Source organism: Globicatella sulfidifaciens DSM 15739, assembly GCF_900167405.1.
Taxonomy (GTDB): domain Bacteria; phylum Bacillota; class Bacilli; order Lactobacillales; family Aerococcaceae; genus Globicatella; species Globicatella sulfidifaciens.
In genome coordinates, this window is the sequence record NZ_FUWO01000001.1 from 1 (window position 1) to 19,001 (window position 19,001).

At 36.6% G+C, this 19,001-nt stretch carries 17 protein-coding genes; 6 read left to right on the plus strand and 11 right to left on the minus strand.

Translation table 11 applies throughout. From position 1 onward, the window contains the following. The first annotated feature begins 399 nt into the window (after positions 1–399). On the plus strand, positions 400–1,917 hold the full coding sequence (locus tag B5D12_RS00005) for a pyruvate kinase (protein WP_078754895.1): 1,518 nt from the start codon (positions 400–402) through the stop codon (positions 1,915–1,917). Between the two features lie 138 nt (positions 1,918–2,055). Here B5D12_RS00005 and B5D12_RS00010 read toward each other — a convergent pair whose 3' ends face one another. The 10 genes from B5D12_RS00010 to folD form a co-directional block, all read right to left on the minus strand. After that, a complete protein-coding gene (locus B5D12_RS00010; protein WP_078754896.1) occupies positions 2,056–3,804 on the minus strand; it encodes an ABC transporter ATP-binding protein in 1,749 nt (582 codons plus the stop codon). Next, entirely contained in the window at positions 3,797–5,524 is a 1,728-nt protein-coding gene (locus tag B5D12_RS00015; protein WP_078754897.1) for an ABC transporter ATP-binding protein, read from the minus strand. Before B5D12_RS00015 ends, B5D12_RS00010 begins: the two co-directional genes overlap by 8 nt. Further along, entirely contained in the window at positions 5,521–6,672 is a 1,152-nt protein-coding gene (gene mutY, locus B5D12_RS00020) for an A/G-specific adenine glycosylase (RefSeq protein WP_078754898.1), read from the minus strand. Before mutY ends, B5D12_RS00015 begins: the two co-directional genes overlap by 4 nt. Before the next feature lie 106 nt (positions 6,673–6,778). Continuing rightward, positions 6,779–7,627: a RecX family transcriptional regulator gene (locus tag B5D12_RS00025; protein WP_078754899.1), complete on the minus strand. Its 849-nt coding sequence runs from the start codon at positions 7,625–7,627 to the stop codon at positions 6,779–6,781. A 422-nt stretch (positions 7,628–8,049) separates the two neighbouring features. Next, on the minus strand, positions 8,050–9,792 hold the full coding sequence (gene recN / locus B5D12_RS00030; protein ID WP_078754900.1) for a DNA repair protein RecN: 1,743 nt from the start codon (positions 9,790–9,792) through the stop codon (positions 8,050–8,052). A 12-nt stretch (positions 9,793–9,804) separates the two neighbouring features. Beyond that, a complete protein-coding gene (locus B5D12_RS00035) occupies positions 9,805–10,617 on the minus strand; it encodes a TlyA family RNA methyltransferase (protein ID WP_078754901.1) in 813 nt (270 codons plus the stop codon). Position 10,618: 1 nt separating this feature from the next. Next, positions 10,619–11,506, minus strand: a complete 888-nt coding sequence (locus B5D12_RS00040; RefSeq protein WP_078754902.1) for a polyprenyl synthetase family protein — start codon at positions 11,504–11,506, stop codon at positions 10,619–10,621. 664 nt (positions 11,507–12,170) lie between these two features. Next, entirely contained in the window at positions 12,171–12,410 is a 240-nt protein-coding gene (gene xseB, locus B5D12_RS00045) for an exodeoxyribonuclease VII small subunit (RefSeq protein WP_078754903.1), read from the minus strand. Beyond that, complete coding sequence (xseA, locus tag B5D12_RS00050) at positions 12,411–13,760, minus strand: exodeoxyribonuclease VII large subunit (protein ID WP_078754904.1); 1,350 nt, start codon at positions 13,758–13,760, stop codon at positions 12,411–12,413. Between the two features lie 15 nt (positions 13,761–13,775). Then, a complete protein-coding gene (gene folD / locus B5D12_RS00055) occupies positions 13,776–14,645 on the minus strand; it encodes a bifunctional methylenetetrahydrofolate dehydrogenase/methenyltetrahydrofolate cyclohydrolase FolD (RefSeq protein WP_078754905.1) in 870 nt (289 codons plus the stop codon). Positions 14,646–14,798: 153 nt separating this feature from the next. On the opposite strand from folD, the gene B5D12_RS00060 reads away from it, so the two are divergent. After that, a complete protein-coding gene (locus tag B5D12_RS00060; RefSeq protein WP_078754906.1) occupies positions 14,799–15,074 on the plus strand; it encodes a hypothetical protein in 276 nt (91 codons plus the stop codon). A gap of 890 nt (positions 15,075–15,964) precedes the next feature. Here the strand turns inward: B5D12_RS00060 and B5D12_RS00065 are convergent. Then, complete coding sequence (locus tag B5D12_RS00065; RefSeq protein WP_078754907.1) at positions 15,965–16,768, minus strand: alpha/beta hydrolase; 804 nt, start codon at positions 16,766–16,768, stop codon at positions 15,965–15,967. Positions 16,769–16,936: 168 nt separating this feature from the next. Between B5D12_RS00065 and B5D12_RS10145 the strand changes: the two genes are divergently transcribed. The 4 genes from B5D12_RS10145 to istB all read left to right on the plus strand — a co-directional run bounded on the left by B5D12_RS10145 (position 16,937) and on the right by istB (position 18,959). Beyond that, a complete protein-coding gene (locus B5D12_RS10145; protein ID WP_159443805.1) occupies positions 16,937–17,110 on the plus strand; it encodes a hypothetical protein in 174 nt (57 codons plus the stop codon). A 99-nt stretch (positions 17,111–17,209) separates the two neighbouring features. Continuing rightward, a complete protein-coding gene (locus tag B5D12_RS00070) occupies positions 17,210–17,521 on the plus strand; it encodes a hypothetical protein (protein ID WP_143412002.1) in 312 nt (103 codons plus the stop codon). 144 nt (positions 17,522–17,665) lie between these two features. After that, the gene (locus B5D12_RS00075; RefSeq protein ID WP_234982871.1) at positions 17,666–18,217 is read left to right on the plus strand and encodes a Mu transposase domain-containing protein; all 552 of its coding nucleotides are present in this window, start codon (positions 17,666–17,668) and stop codon (positions 18,215–18,217) included. After that, positions 18,201–18,959, plus strand: coding sequence for an IS21-like element helper ATPase IstB (gene istB, locus B5D12_RS00080; RefSeq protein WP_078754910.1), 759 nt, complete (start codon positions 18,201–18,203; stop codon positions 18,957–18,959). Before B5D12_RS00075 ends, istB begins: the two co-directional genes overlap by 17 nt. The last annotated feature ends 42 nt before the right edge of the window (positions 18,960–19,001 follow it).

A 19,001-nucleotide genomic window follows, 5' to 3' on the forward strand; every position in this document is an offset into this window, starting at 1 on the left:
TAAACATAAAACAATATTCAGTAAGTGTCTACAGACCGCTTACTGATGGGGTGCCAGTCAACCATCCCTTAGTGTCTTTAAACGGTTGGAGATATGACATCGTTTGTACAACCACCATGTTTAGGACAAACTCTCGGTTTTAACGGAGAGTAGTTGATGAAATAGGTATGGCTTAACAGAATTTAAAAAATTACGCCCAGCCTCTACCCCTTTTAGATTAGCTAAGTTCTGATTGTCGGTCGGCCCCTAACTTTGATACAATCCTTCATCCCGACTGATCATATAATCCAAAAACATTGTAAGTGCTTACTATGGTTATTGTTGTCACATTCTGATATGATTAGAGTGAGACAAGGATCAATAAATTATTAAATCAATCAATGAGAAAAGAGGGATATTATGGTAAAAAATTCAAGAGAAAAGCTACAACAAATTTATCACGATGTAGACAAATTATATCAATATGTTTTAACGAATGGTCGACATTTTTATGACCGTTGGCAAGATAAAATTGAACGTCAAGAATTTATCGAACCTGCTAAAAACTTAGCCGCCTATCTTGCTTTACGACAAAAAGATTTAAGGCCTTTACAACAAAAATTAATTCCCTTAGGTTTATCGTCCATTGGTCGTTCGGAAGCTAAAACGATTGTAACGTTGCAAGCTTTAAGAGCTAGTCTAGCCAATTTATCTGGTCTTGAGACCAGTCATGACTATCCAACAGTCGAGCAATTCAATCAAGGTATCCAACTACTCGATCAACAAGCCGACAAAATTTTCGGACCTGCCCCGGATGACTATCGAACCCGTATTATGGTTACTTTACCGACTGAAGCGGCCACTGATGTTAAGCTAATCGATGAAATGCTACTGGCTGGGATGAATGTGGCCCGCATTAACTATTCTCATGATAACCCAGAAATCTGGCAACAAATGATTGAATTAGTTCGTGAACGCAGCAAAAAGCTCAATAAAACGGTTAAGATTCAAATGGATATTGCGGGTCCCAAATTAAGGGTCGATTGGGTATTTTCTTATTTTAAAAAGAATAAAGTTAAAGTAGGAGACCATGTTAAGTTACTGCCAGATATTAAACATATTGAAGCCAATTCGGACTTTGTCGTATATTTAGGTTGTCCCTTCCCTTGTGTTTACGAACAGATAAAAGAGGGCGATCGGGTATTTTTTGATGACGGAGCTTTTAGAGCTCATGTCATTGAAGTTCAAGAACATGGGGCTGTATTAAAAATTGACCAAGTAAAAGGTGGTTCTGGTCGTATTAAAGCTCAAAAAGGCATTAACTTCCCAGATACATTACTAAATATCGATATTATCGATCAAAAAGATGAGCAAGATATAGCCTTTGCAGCGAAATGGGCCGATATTATTAATCTTTCTTTTATTCGCAGTAAAAAAGATATTGAAGAGATTCAAGCTAAATTAAAAGAACTACTTGGCGATAAAGCGAATCAAATGCAATTAATGGTTAAAATTGAAAACAGCCAAGCCGTTGAAAATATTGTTGAAATTATTATGACCGCTGCCAGTAAAAACCCTACGGCGATCATGATTGCCCGTGGCGATTTGGCTGTCGAAGCAGGATATGTGCGCTTAGCAGAATTACAGCAAGAAATCATGTGGATTTGTGAAGCTGCTTCTGTTCCGGTGGTTTGGGCAACTGAAGTACTCGCTAACCACGTTGACAATGGTATTCCAGCTCGTGCAGAATTGACTGACGTGGTGGAAGGTGCTCGTAGTGAATGTGTGATGTTAAATAAAGGTGATTTTATTGTTCCGGCTATCAAATTATTAGCGAAGATATTGAAAAAAGTAGAGATTAATCAATTTAAGAAAACGCCTCAATTAAGAGCCTTGAACATTGCTAAACAAGCAGGCCAATATACTTTAGATGAATAACCGCAAAAAAACTCTCCCAGTGAAAACTTTCAGTTCATTGGGGGAGTTGTGTTTAGAATATGTCTATGTTATGTATCTAAAGACAATGATCTCAAATTAACTAATCTTACCGGGAGTTGTGTTTAGAATATATATACTTTATGCCTCTTCTACATTTCTTGTTTGTTGCATTTCATAGTATAATCCTTGTTGCTTCATCAGACTTTGATGATTACCTTGTTCCACTATTTGGCCATTTTGCATCACCAAGATTAAATCAGCTGTCTGAATGGTCGATAATCGGTGAGCAATAATAAAACTGGTACGTCCTTGCATTAATTGTTCAAAAGCACTTTGAATAAGTATTTCCGTACGGGTATCGATTGACGATGTCGCTTCATCCAAGATTAACAATTGTGGGACTCTAACAAATAAGCGAGCAATCGATAATAATTGTTGTTGCCCGATTGATAAGGCATCACCACCATTATCCAGATAGGTATCATAGCCCTGTGGTAACTGTTGAATAAAATGATCCGCATGGGCTGCTTTTGCTGCTTCTACTACTAACTCACGCGTGGCATTCGGATAACCAAAGGCGATATTTTCATGAACAGTGGCCGATTTAAGCCAAGTTTCTTGTAACACCATCCCAAAATTTTCACGATAAGATTGACGAGTATACTCCATGATAGGCGTTCCATCTAATAAAATGTGTCCTTGATTCACGTCGTAAAATCGCATTAATAAATTAATCAAGGTCGATTTACCTGCTCCGGTTGGTCCGACGATTGCTACTCTTTGACCAGCTTTTACTGCTAAATTCAAATCTTCAATTAACGGACGGTCTGGCACATAACTAAAGTCGACTTGTTGAAAGTCCACATGTCCTTCAACTGAATCGGCATTTAATTGTTGAGTACCCGTTTCTACTTCACTCGACTGGTCTAAAATTTCAAATAAGCGTTCAGCACAAGCAAAAGCACCTTGAATTTCAGCTAAGACACTCGAAATATCATTAAACGGTTTAGTGTATTGATTAACAAAATTTAAAAAGGTCGTTAACTCACCGACGGTGAAATTGCCTTTAATAATACGAGTGGCTCCTACAAAGGTTAACAATGCATAGATCGTTGCATTGATAAAGCGAGTCGCCGGATTGGTAATCGATGAATAAAAAATTGCTGATTGTGAATGATCGGCATATTGTTGATTGATCTGTTTAAAGCGTTCATTGGTTTCGGGTTGTGCATTAAATACACGTAAAATTTCAATTTGTTGAATACTTTCTTCGATCATCTGTGTTTGTTCACCACGAGATTCCGTTTGCTTTCTGAACAAGCGATAACTTTTTCCCGCAATAAACCGCGCTAAAATCAATGACAAAGGGGTTAAGGCAACGACCATTAACATCATCCGCCAATCAAGACTACCCATGGTAATAATAGTGACGACAATCGTTAGAACCCCCACAAAAAACTGATTAAAGACCATTAAAATACCGTCATTCAATTGTTCGACATCGGTTACGACACGACTCACTAAATCTCCTGTCGACAATCGATCCACATAAGCTAAAGGAAGATGGTGCAATTTTTCTAATACATGTTGTCGTAATGCGGTTGTCGTAGTATAAACTAGTCGATTATACAATAATGGAGCTAGCCACTGGATGATGGTATTCCCAATAATCACGATAGCCATTTGGAATAATATTACTTTTAATGGTTCAAATTGTACTTGTCCTGGACCTACAATCATATTAACCGCACGTCCTAATAATATCGGGATTAAAATTGAAAAAGCAACTTGTAAGACGGTCATTAATAACACCATCATTAATTGCCAACGATAGACGGTAAATAAACCTAGTAATCGTTTAAAGGTTGAAGTATTATTCTTATTCATCTTCCTTCACCTCCGCTACTTTTTGCGATTGATCAATTTCTCGATAAATCGGACACCCCACTAATAATTGAGAATGCGTTCCGAGTCCAATTTGTTTCCCCTCATTCAACACCAGAATTTGATTGGCTTTAAAAACACTGTGGGTCCGTTGTGAAATCATAATAATCGTCTTATCGGCAAAATGTTCTTGTAGTGCTTTTTGAAAATTAGCTTCTGTTAAATAATCCAAGGCAGAAGTTGAATCATCAAAAATATAGATTTCTGCTTCTTTAACTAAAGCCCGTGCTAATGTCAGACGTTGACGTTGACCACCAGAAAAATTACGTCCGAAGGCTTCTACTTTTGTATCGAGACCATTTTTCTCTTTAATAAATCCATCTGCTTGGGCAACTTTTAATGCCTGCCACATCGCTTCTTCGCTTGCATCCGGATTAGCTAATAATAAATTACTGCGTACGGTACCCTTAAACAATGTCGCCAATTGAGGAACTAAAGCAATCGATTCCCGTAATTCACTGCGGGTATCGGTCTTTAATAACTGTGAATTGACGCTAATTTGTCCAGCAGTTGGGTCATAATTTTTTGTCAATAATTCAATTAAGGTTGATTTTCCTGAACCGGTACTCCCAATAATACCAAAAAAGTCGCCTTTATTGATTGTAAAATTCAACTGTTCTAAAGCTGGGGCTTGGGTATTGGGATAATAAAATTGCACTTGATTAAATTCGTACAATGACTGCGGATTTGTAACGACATTGGATTCAAATGTTGTGGCTTCATCTTCTAAACTAAAGACTTCTACGGCTCGTTTAGCACTGGTCATTGCTTTATTCATGGTACTAATAACCATGGTTAATTTGATTAATTCTACTAAAATTTGTAATAGATAATTCACGAGTGCCACTAAGCCACCTTGCGTTAAACTACCGACATTCACCCACTGACTGCCTTGCCAAATAATCAGTACCAAGCAAATATTGACAATCACATAGGTCAATGGATTGGTTAGAACACTCCAATTCGCTGCTTTTAATTGTTCATGATTTAAGTGTTGGTTCGTACTCTTAAATTCTTCAATTTCCCTTACTTCTTGTCTAAATGCACGAATGACGCGCATCCCTTTTACTTGTTGTCGAGTCAATTGTACTAGATGATCCAGACGTTTTCTCACATTGTTAAACATCGGACTCGTTAATTTTAAGACACCTCCGACCACTACAAATAATAGGATAATCATTGTAGTAAATATTAAGGCCACGCGGCTTTCAATTTGCATCGCCATTACTAATGACCCAATGACAATAAAGGGAGAACGTAAAAATAACCTAAAAAAGATATTGACGCCGGTTTGCATTTGGAAAGTATCAGACGTCAAGCGGTTAACTAAACTGGCCGGTGAATTTTTATCCACTTCCGCTTGGGGTAATGACATAATTTTCTTAAAAAGATCATTGTTAAGCTGGCGAGTAAAACCAACCGCCGCTTTAGCCGAATAGTATTGAGCGGTGATAGCTAAAATAAATCCTACTAAGCCTACCACAATCATTAAGAATATGTATCTTAATACTTGCGAGGTCTCCCCTGAAGGAATCGCCTCATCTATGACGCGAGCGACAATCATCGGGACGGTTAATTCTAATAATGCTTCACATAGTTTAAATACAGGTCCTAAAATACTTTCTTTTTGATAGCCCTTAAAATATTGTAATAGTCGTTTCATCGATTCACCCCTTCCCATCTTGCTTGAAGTTTCTGCTGTAAAGTTGAAATAGGATGCTCTTGATCACTAGCAGTCGTTGTGAGTCCCTGACTACCTGCTATTAGAGCCTGTAAATCATCTTCTAATTGAACCGGCACCACTTGTAAGTTCCAGGTCCGATGTGAGAAAACATGCTTCACTTTCGGCAAAGCAACAATCATTTGGCTCGGGTTCATCATCAGCTTTAACTTGAGCGCCCCTAATCCTAATTGTTCAAAATAATCCTCTAAGGGTGTTAACAATTCATCTTCAGTCGCACTATCTAAAACAATATCATACTCAAAAATTGGATAATGCCATAACCCTGTTAAGAGTTCATCAGCTGTATGTTGACGGTACAACACTGAGCCTTTTAGGTCTTGAATACGATACGCCAACATTTGATGTTTAGTATTTTTGATTTTCTTTTTCTTGACCGGATATAGCGCAGCTGTTTCGTTAATAAACGATTGATCATAAGCCTTAATAGGACTGTCCTCTGGATAATAATTAGTCGGTGTCATCACCGTTGCGCCTAAATCCATCATCGCTTGATTAAAATCTCCGGGACGCTCTGGATCAATTAATTCATATAAAATTTCCGCAAAAATCTTTCTTGAACTTGGTTTTGAAATATCAGCATCTAATTCAAATATGCGGGCAGTCACTCTTAATAGATTACCATCAATTGCCGGCTCTACTAAGTCGAACGCCATGCTCCCAATCGCTGCTGCGGTATAGGGGCCAATTCCTTTTAATTTTAATAATTCCGGCATCGTTTGAGGCATCTGACCTTGATGATGTTCCATTATTTGTTGGGCGGCCACTTTTAAATTACGCGCACGAGAATAATACCCTAAACCTTGCCATAATAACAATAATTCCTGCTCATCAACATTAGCTAGTGCCTCAATTGTTGGTAATGCCTTAATAAATCGCTCAAAATAAGGAATAACAGTTGCTACTTGTGTCTGTTGTAACATAATTTCACTAATCCAAATATAATAAGGATTACGAGTGCGTCTCCATGGTAAATCACGTTTGTTTTGATCATACCAATCTAAGAGCGCGGCCCGAAATCCTTTAACTTTTTGATCATTCCATCCATATTTTGCTAAAACTTGAGTCACAAAACGCTCCTTCCTCTTGTTCAAAAAATCAAAGTGAGTGTCTGTCGAGTTATCATATCCTCTTTTTAAAGTAGCTTAGCTTCTCATTTTAAACACTCACTTAACTTTATTCTTCAATAAATGCTTCTTCATTTTCAGCCATCCACGCTTTAATTAAGTCATAATCAAAGCCCTTGCGCATCATACTTTCAGTCATTTTTTGCTTTAATTGAAACCCTGAATGTTTTCGACGCCATTTACGTAATTGCTTTTCAGCCTCTTTGGCTAATAAATCATCTTGTCGTTCTGCGCTAGCTGATAAATCCACTTCATGTATCACTTGTTGAATCAAATCATGATCATAGCCTTTGTTATGCAACATTTGTCGCGTCTTTTCAATCAGTTTTTTGGGTGGATATTGCTTTTTTATCCGCGCATATTTGTCAGCGAGTGCTTGAGCATTTTCCACTTCTAACTCAGTAGGATATTCTTGCATCGCCTCATCAATTAAATGCACTGCGACCCCTTTTTGTTGCAATTCACGCCTTAATAATGCTGGCCCTTTTTGATTTAAATTAGCATGCGTGCGCACATATGATTGACTATAAAATAAGTCATTTAAGTATTTTTGTTCCGTCAATTTCTCAATCGCTTGTTCAATATATAATGCTTCATTAGGATGCGGTTGCTCCTCTTGTTCCTTATGGCGATCGGCTAAATATTTTGTTAAATAGTCACGCGTTTCTTTTACCGTCTTCAAGCCATGGGCTAAAAATTTTATCGCTTGACTATAAATCGAATGTTGATATTCGGATTCAGCAATTTCATTTAAATCTTTAGCGGTGACCGTTTGTGCTTTAAACAAAGCAAATTTAACGAGGACGGCTTCGTTGACTCCCATCCAAAATTCATCATCCACATAAAGTGAATAGCGTTCGCTATTTTTCTTTTGCTTTTCAATTCTCGTGATTTTCATTGAAGCCACCTCCTTTAATTGTTTTTCTAGTAAAATTTAATTGATCTTGATTAACAATGACTGTTAAACTGAACATCCAAATTAGATATGGTTTTGGGGCAAGAAGCAGAAATTAGCTATTTTACTTTGCCTTCCACTATAAAAGCGGTTTTTAAAGAAATGGAATAAAACGGAATGATTTTCGCTTCGCCTGTCTATCCTCGCACAGTTGGGAGTGAACCAGAAGTAGAAAATGAAATAATTTTCGCTTCGTCTGTTCACTTTCAAACCAGTCTTTAAGACGTAGTTTGATGCCAATCAACCACTACACTTTTAATTATCTAACAATTACTTGACTGAATTAGCGACTTTTTGCCCGGTCTCCCTCAACACTAAGCTTGTCATTAACAGCCACTTACTTAACTGAATTTATCAATATTTACTTAGTTATTTTTAAAGCGAGCCATTTCAGTTAATAAATCATCCGCCATTTGTAATGATGAGTCCGTAATGGTCTTTCCGGACATCATTTGTGCTAAGATTTCGCGGCGCTCATTAGTCGTTAAAGTATTGACGACCGTTGAGGTCCGATTATTGGCGACTTGTTTTTGAATATATAATTGTTCATGGGCAATGGCCGCTACCTGTGCCAAGTGGGTAATACAAAGCACTTGATTATGAAAGGCAATTTGGGCAATTTTTTCAGCAATCGCTTGTGCTACCCGTCCCGATACACCGGTATCAATTTCATCAAAGACCATCGTATGTTCACTTAATTGGCGACTAAATACAGCTTTTAAAGCTAGCATAAAACGTGAGAGTTCGCCACCACTGGCTACTTTAACGAGTGGTTTGCTTGCTTCACCGACGTTGGTCATCGCATAAAACTCTGCCTCGTCTTGCCCTTCAATTGATAAATTAATCCACTCTACCGTTCCTAACTCATCTAATTCAATTTGTTCGGTTGCTAAAGTATTAAATCTTACTTCAAAGCGACTATGAGGCATATACAAATCTGCCAGTTCATGTTCAATCGCCGTAACTAACCCTTTGGCCAATTTTTGACGTTCGGCAGTTAATTGTTGTGCTAGTGTTAAGGCCTCTTGATAAGCTGTATTAAATTTTAAAGCTAAATCTTTTAAGTAAGCTTCGCGATTTCGAACTTGGTAAATTTCTTCAGAAATTTGATCATAATAATCCAAAATCTCGTCAATTTCCATGCCATACTTACGTTTCAATTGGCCTAACTCATTTAAACGGGCTTCGACCTCATCAATCGATTGATCCCCCGTATCAAAACTATCATTACTCATCGCCACTTGATGCGCGATTTCTTGTAAATCAATTCGAATGGATTTGACTTGGTCTAAAATCGCTGGGTATTGATCATCAAAATCTTTAATTTGATTCAATTCATCAATCACTTCACTTAAATTTCCCAAAATACTACTGTCACTATCTGACATTAAATAATTAATCGATTCCATCGCGTGGGTTATCTTTGTCGCATTTTGCAATTTGGCACTAATGGCCTCTAATTGTTCATATTCTTCTTTGACTAAATGCGCTGCCTCAATCTCATTCACTTGGAACTCTAAAAAACTCAAGCGTTGCATTTGCTCTTGTTCATTTTTTTGACTCTTAAACCATTGGCGACGAATCGCAGCATACTGTTCGTACGCGGTTTGATATTTTTCTTTTAATTGAATAAATCGTTGATCGCCTAATTGATCGACTAAACTTAAATGTTGCGTATTATCTAATAAGGCTTGGTGTTCATTTTGACCGTGTATGTCAACTAAATGACTACCGATTCTTTTAAGGGCAGTGACATTTAATAATTGACCATTCACCCGTATTAAATTTTTACCTTGATTGTTAATTTCACGGCGAATAATTAATCCATCTTCAAGTAAATGTTCCGTATCAATTGAAAGCTCTTCTAATAAATGAATAAGCGCAGTTGGTTGCTCATTAAAAGAGAATAACCCTTCGATCACCAACTTTTCACTATCTTGTCGAATGAATTCATTTGATCCACGTCCACCACATAAGATGCCTAAAGCATCAATAATAATGGATTTTCCGGCACCAGTTTCTCCTGATAAAACGGTCATTCCTTGTGAAAAATCAATCGTTACTTGATCAATTATCGCAAAAGACTCAATGGTTAAACTTTGTAGCATAGTACACCTCAATTAAAATGTTTCATGTGCTTGTTTGACTACTTCTTCAATCTTAATCTGTTGCCAACTTTGATTATTTAATTGTTTGGCATTTTTTAATTTAGCTAAAAACTCAATATTTCCTTCACCACCGGTAATCGGTGAAAAAGTTAAATCTTCAACTGTATATCCAATTGAACTAGCAAATTGTAATACTTCGGTGACCACATCAATATGCGTTTGTTGGTCTTTAACAATACCATTTTTTCCAACTCTCTCACGTCCAGCTTCAAACTGAGGTTTAATTAAGGTTAATACATAACCATCTTGCGCTAGAATATCAATCAGTGGTGGCAAAATTAGTCTTAAGGAAATAAACGAAACATCAATGCTGGCGATAGTAGGCTCTCCCCTAGTAAAATCGACTGGTGTAGAATAGCGAAAGTTTTGACGTTCCATGACTTCCACTCGTGGATCGACTCTCAATGAATAAGCGAGTTGATTGTAGCCAACATCGAGAGCATAACTCATTTCAGCGCCGAATTGTAACGCAGCATCAGTGAAACCACCAGTAGAAGCACCAATATCTAATAGCCGGTGACCGGCCATATCGATGTCAAATACCTTAATGGCCTTTTCTAATTTTAAGCCGCCTCGACTGACATAAGGCATAATTTTCCCTTTAATATGAAGTTCTGAGTCTACCGGTATTTTTTCACCGGGCTTGTCGTAGCGTTGATTATTTTGGTCGTAAATTTGTCCCGCCATAATTAAACGACGCGCTTGTTCTCTAGACTCGGTTAGACCTGCTTGGACAACTAGTTTATCTATTCTTTCTTTTTTCATTTTATTGCTCCAATGTCACAAATTGTAAGAAAACCTCAAGACTGTCGTATGGTTTTCTAGTAGTTTCAGTTAGCTCGTTCAATGCTGAGCGAGCCTTTTCTAAATCAGAATTCAAAGCCTCTTTTGCTCCCTCTAAAGTCAGTAAAGCCGGATAAGTAGCTTTATGTAATTCACTATCAGCTTGGGTTTTTTTACCCGTTTCAGTTGGCGTGCCAATTTCATCCATAATATCATTATGAATTTGGAAAGCTCGTCCAAAATGAGTAGCAAATGTTTCTAATAATTGACGTTCTGAAGCAGTTAGATTGGCAATAATAGCTGCCGCTTGCACTGCAAATAAAAAAAGTTTACCAGTTTTTAAAAAATGAATATTCGCTAGTTGTTCATGAGTAATTGTTTTATTTTCTGCTTGAATATCAAACACTTGTCCTGCCACCATACCAACAGAACCAGCCGCTTGACTTAATAAACTGATTAATTTTACTTTTTGCTCAGGCTTCAATTGGTCATCATCAGCAATCATGCCAAAGGCATCGGTTAATAAAGCGTCCCCAGCTAAAATAGCGGTCGCTTCATCAAATTTTTTGTGATTAGTCAACATACCACGGCGATAGTCATCATTATCCATCGCTGGTAAATCATCATGGATGAGCGAATAGGTATGAATGGCTTCTAAAGCATTGGCAGTGTTGAGACCTGCCTTTACCGCATCCATTGATTGAATCGCTAAGACCCATAATAACATGACGGGACGTACTCTTTTGCCGCCATTTAATAATGAATAGGTCATTGGTTCCATTAACTCTATCGGTGTCGTTTTATAACGTATATGTTGTTCTAATCCTTTTTCAAAAAACTCTGTAATGGTCTTTAATTTTAATATTTCCATTGTATTCTTTATCTTTAGCCTTATACATTAGGTACGTTAATAAAGCTAAAATCCTCCTTGTTAAAAATCGTTTGTTATCTTTTACAAACTTACAAACATGATGCTTTCGGTTATCTTGCTAAATTTGACTGTAAATATCTGTCAAAGCTAGTGATATTATAACATAATCCCCTAGTGTTCTCACACAATCAGTATATGAAATCGAAGGCATTAAAAATGTTTTTGTTTTAATATTGGAAGTTATTCCTTGATTAAGATTTATATCTTACGAAACCTAACTAGTCTCTTTATTTCGATACCATAATATTCAACAGCCATTATCGAAAATTGTTATTAAAAATGATGCTTTGTTATTTAATGACGATCTTTGAAATGAGAGGATAAGAAGTAGAAAATGGGTTTTTTCACTTCGTTTGCCGCCCTCTCACAGTCGAAGTGGGCCAAATGTAGATAATCAAAAGACTTTTGCTTCGTTTGCCCTCCCCGCATAGTTGGGCTTGAAGCAGAGTAGAAATACGAATCATTTTCGCTTCGTCTTGATCACTTCTCCAATGTATAAGGAAACTAACCTATTTATAATTAATCTTCCCCGGTCTTATACTATTTCTTTATAAAAAATAGCTAAGCAAAAAAACGATGTGCTTTTTGCCTAGCTTCAGGGAAATTATATCTCTTCTGCGTCTAAATTCACTTCACCTTGTGGTGTCATCATTTTAGCGACGGTTTGTTCTGCTTCAGTCAATGTTTTTTGACAATATTGACTCAATTCAATTCCTTCTTTAAAAGATGCCAAAGCTTCTTCTAAGGGTAATTCACCACGTTCTAATTGTTGCACAATTTGTTCTAATTGTGTTAATGCGGCTTCAAAATTTTCTGGTTGCTTTGCGGGTTTTTTAGTTGCCATTTATTTATCTCCTTTAAGTTTTTCAATAGAATTAACGGTTGCATTAATCTTGCCATCCAATAGTCGTATTTCAACGTCATCTTGCTGCTCTAAGCTCTCGACTGATTTAACGACATTTCCATCTTTAGACACAACCGAATAGCCTCTAGCTAAAATATTTAAGGGACTATAGGCTTCGAGTTGGACGACTGCTTGCTTAAACTGATGTTCTTTTTTATTTAATAAGAGTTGCATCGAATAAGCCATACGTTCAGTCATTCGCTCTACCAATTGACTTTGCTGATTGATGCGATTGGTTGGCGAAGCCGATCCTAATTTTTGACTCGCTAACTCTACTTGATGTCGTTGCTTTTGCAAATATTTTTGTTGATGTTGCCATAAAGCCGTTGTTAAATTATCCAGTTGTTGAGTGTAAGCTTGATATAACCTTTCTGGTTGGGTCAAAACATAAGATTGCTGGACATTTGATAAACGCTTTTGCTTTTGCTTAAATTGGGCATTAATAGCATAGATTAATCGTTCAGATTGACCATTTAAATAGGCTAAGATATCAGTCATAACGGGCACTGACATTTCCGCAGCTGCTGTTGGAGTGGGTGCTCTTAAATCAGCTACTAAATCAGCAATCGTCGTATCTGTTTCATGACCGATGGATGAAATGACCGGTATCGGACAATCTAATATGGCTTTTGCTACAACTTCTTCGTTAAACGGCCATAAATCTTCAATTGAGCCTCCACCACGCGCGAGAATCACCGTATCAAACTCACTGGCTAAGTTTTTGACTTTATCAAAGGCTGCCGCGATTTCACCGGCTGCTTCTTGTCCTTGTACCCTGGTTGGAAAGACAGTCACTTGAACAATCGGATAGCGCCGTTTGATCGTTGTTAAAATATCGCGAATGACCGCTCCGCTTGGACTCGTAATGACCGCAATTTTCTTAGGAAATTTTTCAATGGGTCGATTTAAAACATCAAATAAACCTTCTTTTCTAAATTTCTCTTTCAGCTGTTCTAGAGCTTGGTAAAGTGCTCCTACCCCATCAGGCTGCAAGTTTTCAATAGTGATTTGATATTGGCCACTTTTTTCATATAAACCGACTCGCCCGACCGCAAGGACTTTCATTCCTTCTTCTAGTTTGAACGGAAGTTTATTAAAGGCATGTTTGAACATGACCGCATTAATAACGGCACCATCGTCCTTTAAACTAAAATATTGATGGGCATTCGGTCGCATCCTGAAATTCGATACTTCTCCCACGACAAAAACTTTTTGTAAGTGAGGATCAACATCAAACTTTCGTTTTAAATATTGAGTGAGGGCTTTGACCGTTAAATATTTTTCGTTCAAAAGAACACCTACTTTCTAAAGCGTTTGATAATCAATATCATGTTGACGACAAGCACACTCCAATGTTTGTTCCATTAACATCGCAACCGTCATCGGTCCCACACCACCTGGAACGGGCGTAATGGCACTGACCATATCTTCAACTTCTTCAAAAGCAACATCTCCCGCTAAACGGCCATCTGGTAAACGATTAATCCCGACGTCAATGACAACAGCACCTGGTTGAATATGTTCCTTCGTTAAGAGACCCGGTTTACCGGCTGCCACGACGATAATATCTGCTTGCTTAGTATGTGCTTTTAAATCTCTCGTTTTAGTATGACAAACAGTAACGGTAGCATTCTCATGTGTTAGAAGCATTTGTAATGGTAAACCAACAATTAAGCTACGGCCAATGATAACAACATTTTTTCCTGACAAAGTAATATCATGGGCTTTTAATAAATTCAAAATCCCTTTAGGCGTGCACGGAATCACTGTCGCTTGATTGGCGATTAATTTTCCTAAATTATAAGGATGGAAACCATCGACATCTTTGTCTGGGCTAATGCGCTCGATCATCTTACGTTCATCTAAATGTTGAGGCAAAGGTAATTGAACAATCATCCCATTCACTTTTGAGTCGGCATTTAATTCATCAATCTTAGCGATTAATTCTGTTTCTGGTACCGTCTCAGGGAATTTTACCCATTCAAAATCAAAGCCGATTTGATGAGCTTTCTTTTCCTTTTGGCCGACGTAAACTTGGCTAGCTGGGTCTTCACCAACCGTTATTACTACCAATTTCGGCGTCACTTGATGATGATCTTTTAATTTTTGCGTTTTTTCTTGGAAGATGGTTAACAATTCTTTTGAACGTTTAGTTCCGCTTAGTAATTTGGTCAAATAAAGCACCTCTTTTTTATAATCATTAAGTCATATTATACACGATATAGGGAAATTTTTCATTTTTCAGTGTTGTCATTTTTAATAAAGCGCTTATTCTACTGGTTAGTTTGTGATATAATATACATACTAATAGTGAAAGGAAGTTTTTTTATGAAACAGTCAATCATTTCAATCCTTAAATACGAAACATTTATCTCACCGGGTGCTTTTTTCCATTTGAAAACCGATTGGTTCCAAACCGATCAAGAAATCAAAACCATCATTGTTGACCAAGATAATCTCTATTCGAAATTACTATCAATTTATCCTAAAGATTTTGTGATGTATTTAGAACAAGATAAAAACGGTTCACTTTATCGCACCAATATGCCTTTAACCCTATGTGAAGAAGAAGGTTATTATACGGTTGAATGGCCGAACGATTAGATAACAATCATTATTTCATCGTCTATAAAAGTTTGACTCTACTTCAAAAAACTCGTACCTTGTGCCTGCTTTTATTGCAAAACAAAGTACGAGTTTTTAATGATTGTTCGGTGATTATGACAAGGCATCAGCTCCATTAATTGCTTCTCAATAAAAGTATACAGCATGGGTTTGTTTTATTAATATACTTTGAAAATACAGAAATACGATTTTTTATTTGTTAAAATTCATCAAGTTTTTGCCCGGTCCTGACGTTGTCTGACAATCCAAAGAAAAGTCTTTTCACAAAGTTTCATTTTCAAAATGAGTTCAAATATTTTCATCTGAAACGTTATTGAACAATGTAAGCATTCCAAACGAAGTATAACATCAAAAAAGAGGCAAATTATCCAATTTTTTGTTTTCATCAATTTTCAAGGTGTCTCAAAATGAGACACGAAAACGACCCTTTTTGAGTGTTATTTTCATTTTCATAAAATTTAGAAAAATAATCCGCTAAACTTTATATATTCTTAATCATTAAGCAAAATATGTCTCAAAATGAGACACGAGCTTGTGAATGAAAATAATCTTAGCAAAATTCTCGGATGAAGGGAGTTTTCAAATTGATTTCACAAGCAATCACCATCATCAATCAAAAAAAAGCATCCGAAATTAGATTCGCATGCTAGTTGATTAATTCCTTGTTTTCTTAAGAGTATCACTTGCTTAGTTAAGTCTATTGGCTCGATAGTCAAATTTAAAATGCTATTGATGACAAACCAACACCTATCAACCGAATCATTATAAAACATCTCTTAAAGTTTTATTGTATGGACTAAAAAATCGTGGTGAATAAAAATTTTTCCGCCAATAAAAGCAAGCCTTCATATACAAAAAACAATTTTTTACTAATTGGCTGACATAAAATCGATAAATTCACCAAAATGTTGGGCCCAATATTGTTCATGATGTTTTTCTCCAACCATAATCCGTAACCAAGTATTTTCAATCGGTACACCTTGAGCCAATAAAGTCGCATAGTAATTTAAAGAACAATCTACATATTGTTGATTCCGCCTTTGTTCTAATTCAGGGTCAGCTAAACCATCGGTCTCCTCTGTTCCTACTTGAACATAAACTTTAGTATTTTTAGCTAAGGGATGGGCCTTGATAAACTCTAAAAATGCTCTTTCATTAAACCATGAAGCTAAAGAAAAAACACCTATTTTTCCAAAGACAGTTGGATATTTAGCTGCCATATAAGCAGTGATGAATCCACCCATTGAACTGCCCGCTAACCAGGTATGTTCTGCCGCTACTAAAGTGCGATATTGTTGGTCAATAAAAGGCTTCACCACCTTCACAAGCCATTCGCCATAATGGCTACCGTCTCCTCCTCCTGTTGTCATTTGACTGTGATGTGTTGGATCCAGCTGCCAAGGCGAATATTCATCCAGTCTTTTTTCAGGATGATTATCAATGCCGACAATGATCATTGGTGGGCGATGATGATACTCTTTGTACGCTTCTATCACTCGCCAAGAATGACCAACAAATGATTCCTCATCCAAAAAAACATTTTGCCCATCATGTAAATACAGTACCCCGAAGCGTTCGGTGACACTCGCTTGATATTCTTCTGGTAACCAGACACGAATGCGTCTATTTTCTTGATAATAAGCTTGATATAAATAATGTTCTTTTAAATCCATGATTCACTCCCCTTTTCTATTATTTTTAGTATACAATGGTTATAGTGAAACTGCATACTATAAAAGTTACAATAAGATTACCCAATTTGTTGCACGTAACTTTCCCCAGTTACAAAAACAATTGAGGTAATCTTTTTTGATATAATTATTCCATTAGGAGGAATGATTATGTCAGAGATTGCAAAGATCACAATAACATCATTAGATGATTTATCTAGGTTAAGTGAATGGTATCAGAAAGGAGAAATTAAATTGAATCTATCAAAGATTTCACGTGAATTAAACTGTGACCGAAAAACAGTTAAGAAGAGATTAGAAGGCGTAATACCAAAGACGACATGAAAGAGAAAAAAGTATTTAGATGATTTTAAACCACTGATGCTTTCCTACCTTTATGATTCACCGCGTCATTTCAGCTATATTGATCACCTTTTTTATTTTATGCAAAGAGAACATCATATCACCTGTGCCCGTTCTACTTTTTATCGCTATATTGTGAATGATGAAGACTTGCGTCTGTCATTCCAAAAACATAACAAAACGGAGTTCATACAACGATTTAAAAATCAACCGGGTCAACAAGCCCAATTCGATTTGAAAGAAAAAGTAAAATTAGTAACGGAAGAAGGGCAGACCATTACAGTTTATATTCCAACGTTAACTCTTTCATGGTCACGTTACAATGTTCGTCGACTGATATTAGATTTGACAACAGATAACTTACTATCATTTTTAGCAGAAGCATTTGAATAAATTGGCGGAGCACCACGAGAATTAGTCATTGATAATTTGAAAGCATTTGTCGAAAAGCCACGAACGAGCACGGGAGACAAAGCCATCCTAAACTCACGATTTTCAGAATTCTGTAAAAATTATGGTATTGAGCCACTACCTTGTATGCCGTATCGTCCTCAAACAAAAGGAAGAACGGAAACGCAAAACAAATGGGTAGAACAACTATATAACTATAACGGAACCTATGAAGGAATATTGGCAATGCATCATCGATTAAAACAACTGAATGAACAAGATAATAAAGCCGCTTCTCAAGCGACAAGGTTGCCACGGTGTTTCTTATTAGAAAAAGAAAAAGGTGATTTAGTCCCGCTACCCTCCTTGGCAGTCAGAAGACCTTATCACCTTCAACTTAAAAAAGTTCATGTTACCAACGACTCTCTCTTTCAATACCGGTACAATAAATATTCTGTTCCAAAAGAATTTATCGGTAAGCAAGTAGACATTATCGTTCAAAACAATAAACTTTATATTTATTATAACGGAAATATCATTGATAGTCATCCTATAACCAATCAACCGTTCAACATAAAACCAGAGCACCAATTGTATTATGCAAAACCACAAGAGGAAACAAGTAAAATAGAAGCAACGACAAAACCGAGTCTTATCTCAATGGAATTAGGAGAGATCCGTTATGACAATCTATCTTAAAGTACAAGAGCAATTACAGTATTTAAAATTTAAATCAGCACAGCACTATTTAGAACAATTATATCAAGAACATCAACTGAGCAATGCGGAATTATCTGGCTTATATAAAATACTAGCAAAAGAAGTGGAAGCAAAGGAAGAAAATAACCGTTTATATAATGTTAAAGTCGCTGCTTTCCCTTACTTAAAGACCATTGACGATTACGACTTCACGTTTCAACCGAGTATTGAAGAAGATCAAATAAGAACGATTATTGAATCAACCTTTTATAAAGAGGCAAAAAACGTCGTATTAGTAGGAAATCCAGGTACAGGAAAAACACATTTAGCGATAGCGATTAGCTATAGTGTCGCGATTAAACGTAATAGTGTTTATTTTATTAAATTTAATAAATTAATCCATGCCTTAAAGACAGCTTATCAGGAAGGAACGCTCGAACGAAAAATAAAGTTATTCTTCAAATATAAGTTGCTCGTGATTGATGAAGTAGGATTTAATGAAATAAGTCCCCTTGAAGCGAAATTATTCTTTCAATTAATCGATATGCGATATACAAAACGATCAACGATATTTACGAGTAACTTAACCTTCGATAAATGGCATACCATTATGGGACAAGATGAAATGTTAACAAAGGCGATTATCGATCGTATTTTACATCATTCTTTTCTAATTAATAAAACAGGACCTTCTTATCGAATTAAAGACAAACTATCTCCACGAAAAAGTGGGGAATCTTAAGTGAGACAAATTGGGATTTTTAAGTTGACTTTTATACATACA

What these genes read in the sequence shown, in the direction of transcription:
- B5D12_RS00005 (WP_078754895.1), top strand. Translation starts at nt 400, where the DNA reads ATGGTAAAAAATTCAAGAGAAAAGCTACAACAAATTTATCACGATGTA.
- B5D12_RS00010 (WP_078754896.1), bottom strand. Translation starts at nt 3,804, where the DNA reads ATGAATAAGAATAATACTTCAACCTTTAAACGATTACTAGGTTTATTT.
- B5D12_RS00015 (WP_078754897.1), bottom strand. Translation starts at nt 5,524, where the DNA reads ATGAAACGACTATTACAATATTTTAAGGGCTATCAAAAAGAAAGTATT.
- B5D12_RS00025 (WP_078754899.1), bottom strand. Translation starts at nt 7,627, where the DNA reads ATGAAAATCACGAGAATTGAAAAGCAAAAGAAAAATAGCGAACGCTAT.
- recN (WP_078754900.1), bottom strand. Translation starts at nt 9,792, where the DNA reads ATGCTACAAAGTTTAACCATTGAGTCTTTTGCGATAATTGATCAAGTA.
- B5D12_RS00035 (WP_078754901.1), bottom strand. Translation starts at nt 10,617, where the DNA reads ATGAAAAAAGAAAGAATAGATAAACTAGTTGTCCAAGCAGGTCTAACC.
- B5D12_RS00040 (WP_078754902.1), bottom strand. Translation starts at nt 11,506, where the DNA reads ATGGAAATATTAAAATTAAAGACCATTACAGAGTTTTTTGAAAAAGGA.
- xseB (WP_078754903.1), bottom strand. Translation starts at nt 12,410, where the DNA reads ATGGCAACTAAAAAACCCGCAAAGCAACCAGAAAATTTTGAAGCCGCA.
- B5D12_RS00060 (WP_078754906.1), top strand. Translation starts at nt 14,799, where the DNA reads ATGAAACAGTCAATCATTTCAATCCTTAAATACGAAACATTTATCTCA.
- B5D12_RS00065 (WP_078754907.1), bottom strand. Translation starts at nt 16,768, where the DNA reads ATGGATTTAAAAGAACATTATTTATATCAAGCTTATTATCAAGAAAAT.
- B5D12_RS10145 (WP_159443805.1), top strand. Translation starts at nt 16,937, where the DNA reads ATGTCAGAGATTGCAAAGATCACAATAACATCATTAGATGATTTATCT.
- B5D12_RS00070 (WP_143412002.1), top strand. Translation starts at nt 17,210, where the DNA reads ATGCAAAGAGAACATCATATCACCTGTGCCCGTTCTACTTTTTATCGC.
- B5D12_RS00075 (WP_234982871.1), top strand. Translation starts at nt 17,666, where the DNA reads ATGCCGTATCGTCCTCAAACAAAAGGAAGAACGGAAACGCAAAACAAA.
- istB (WP_078754910.1), top strand. Translation starts at nt 18,201, where the DNA reads ATGACAATCTATCTTAAAGTACAAGAGCAATTACAGTATTTAAAATTT.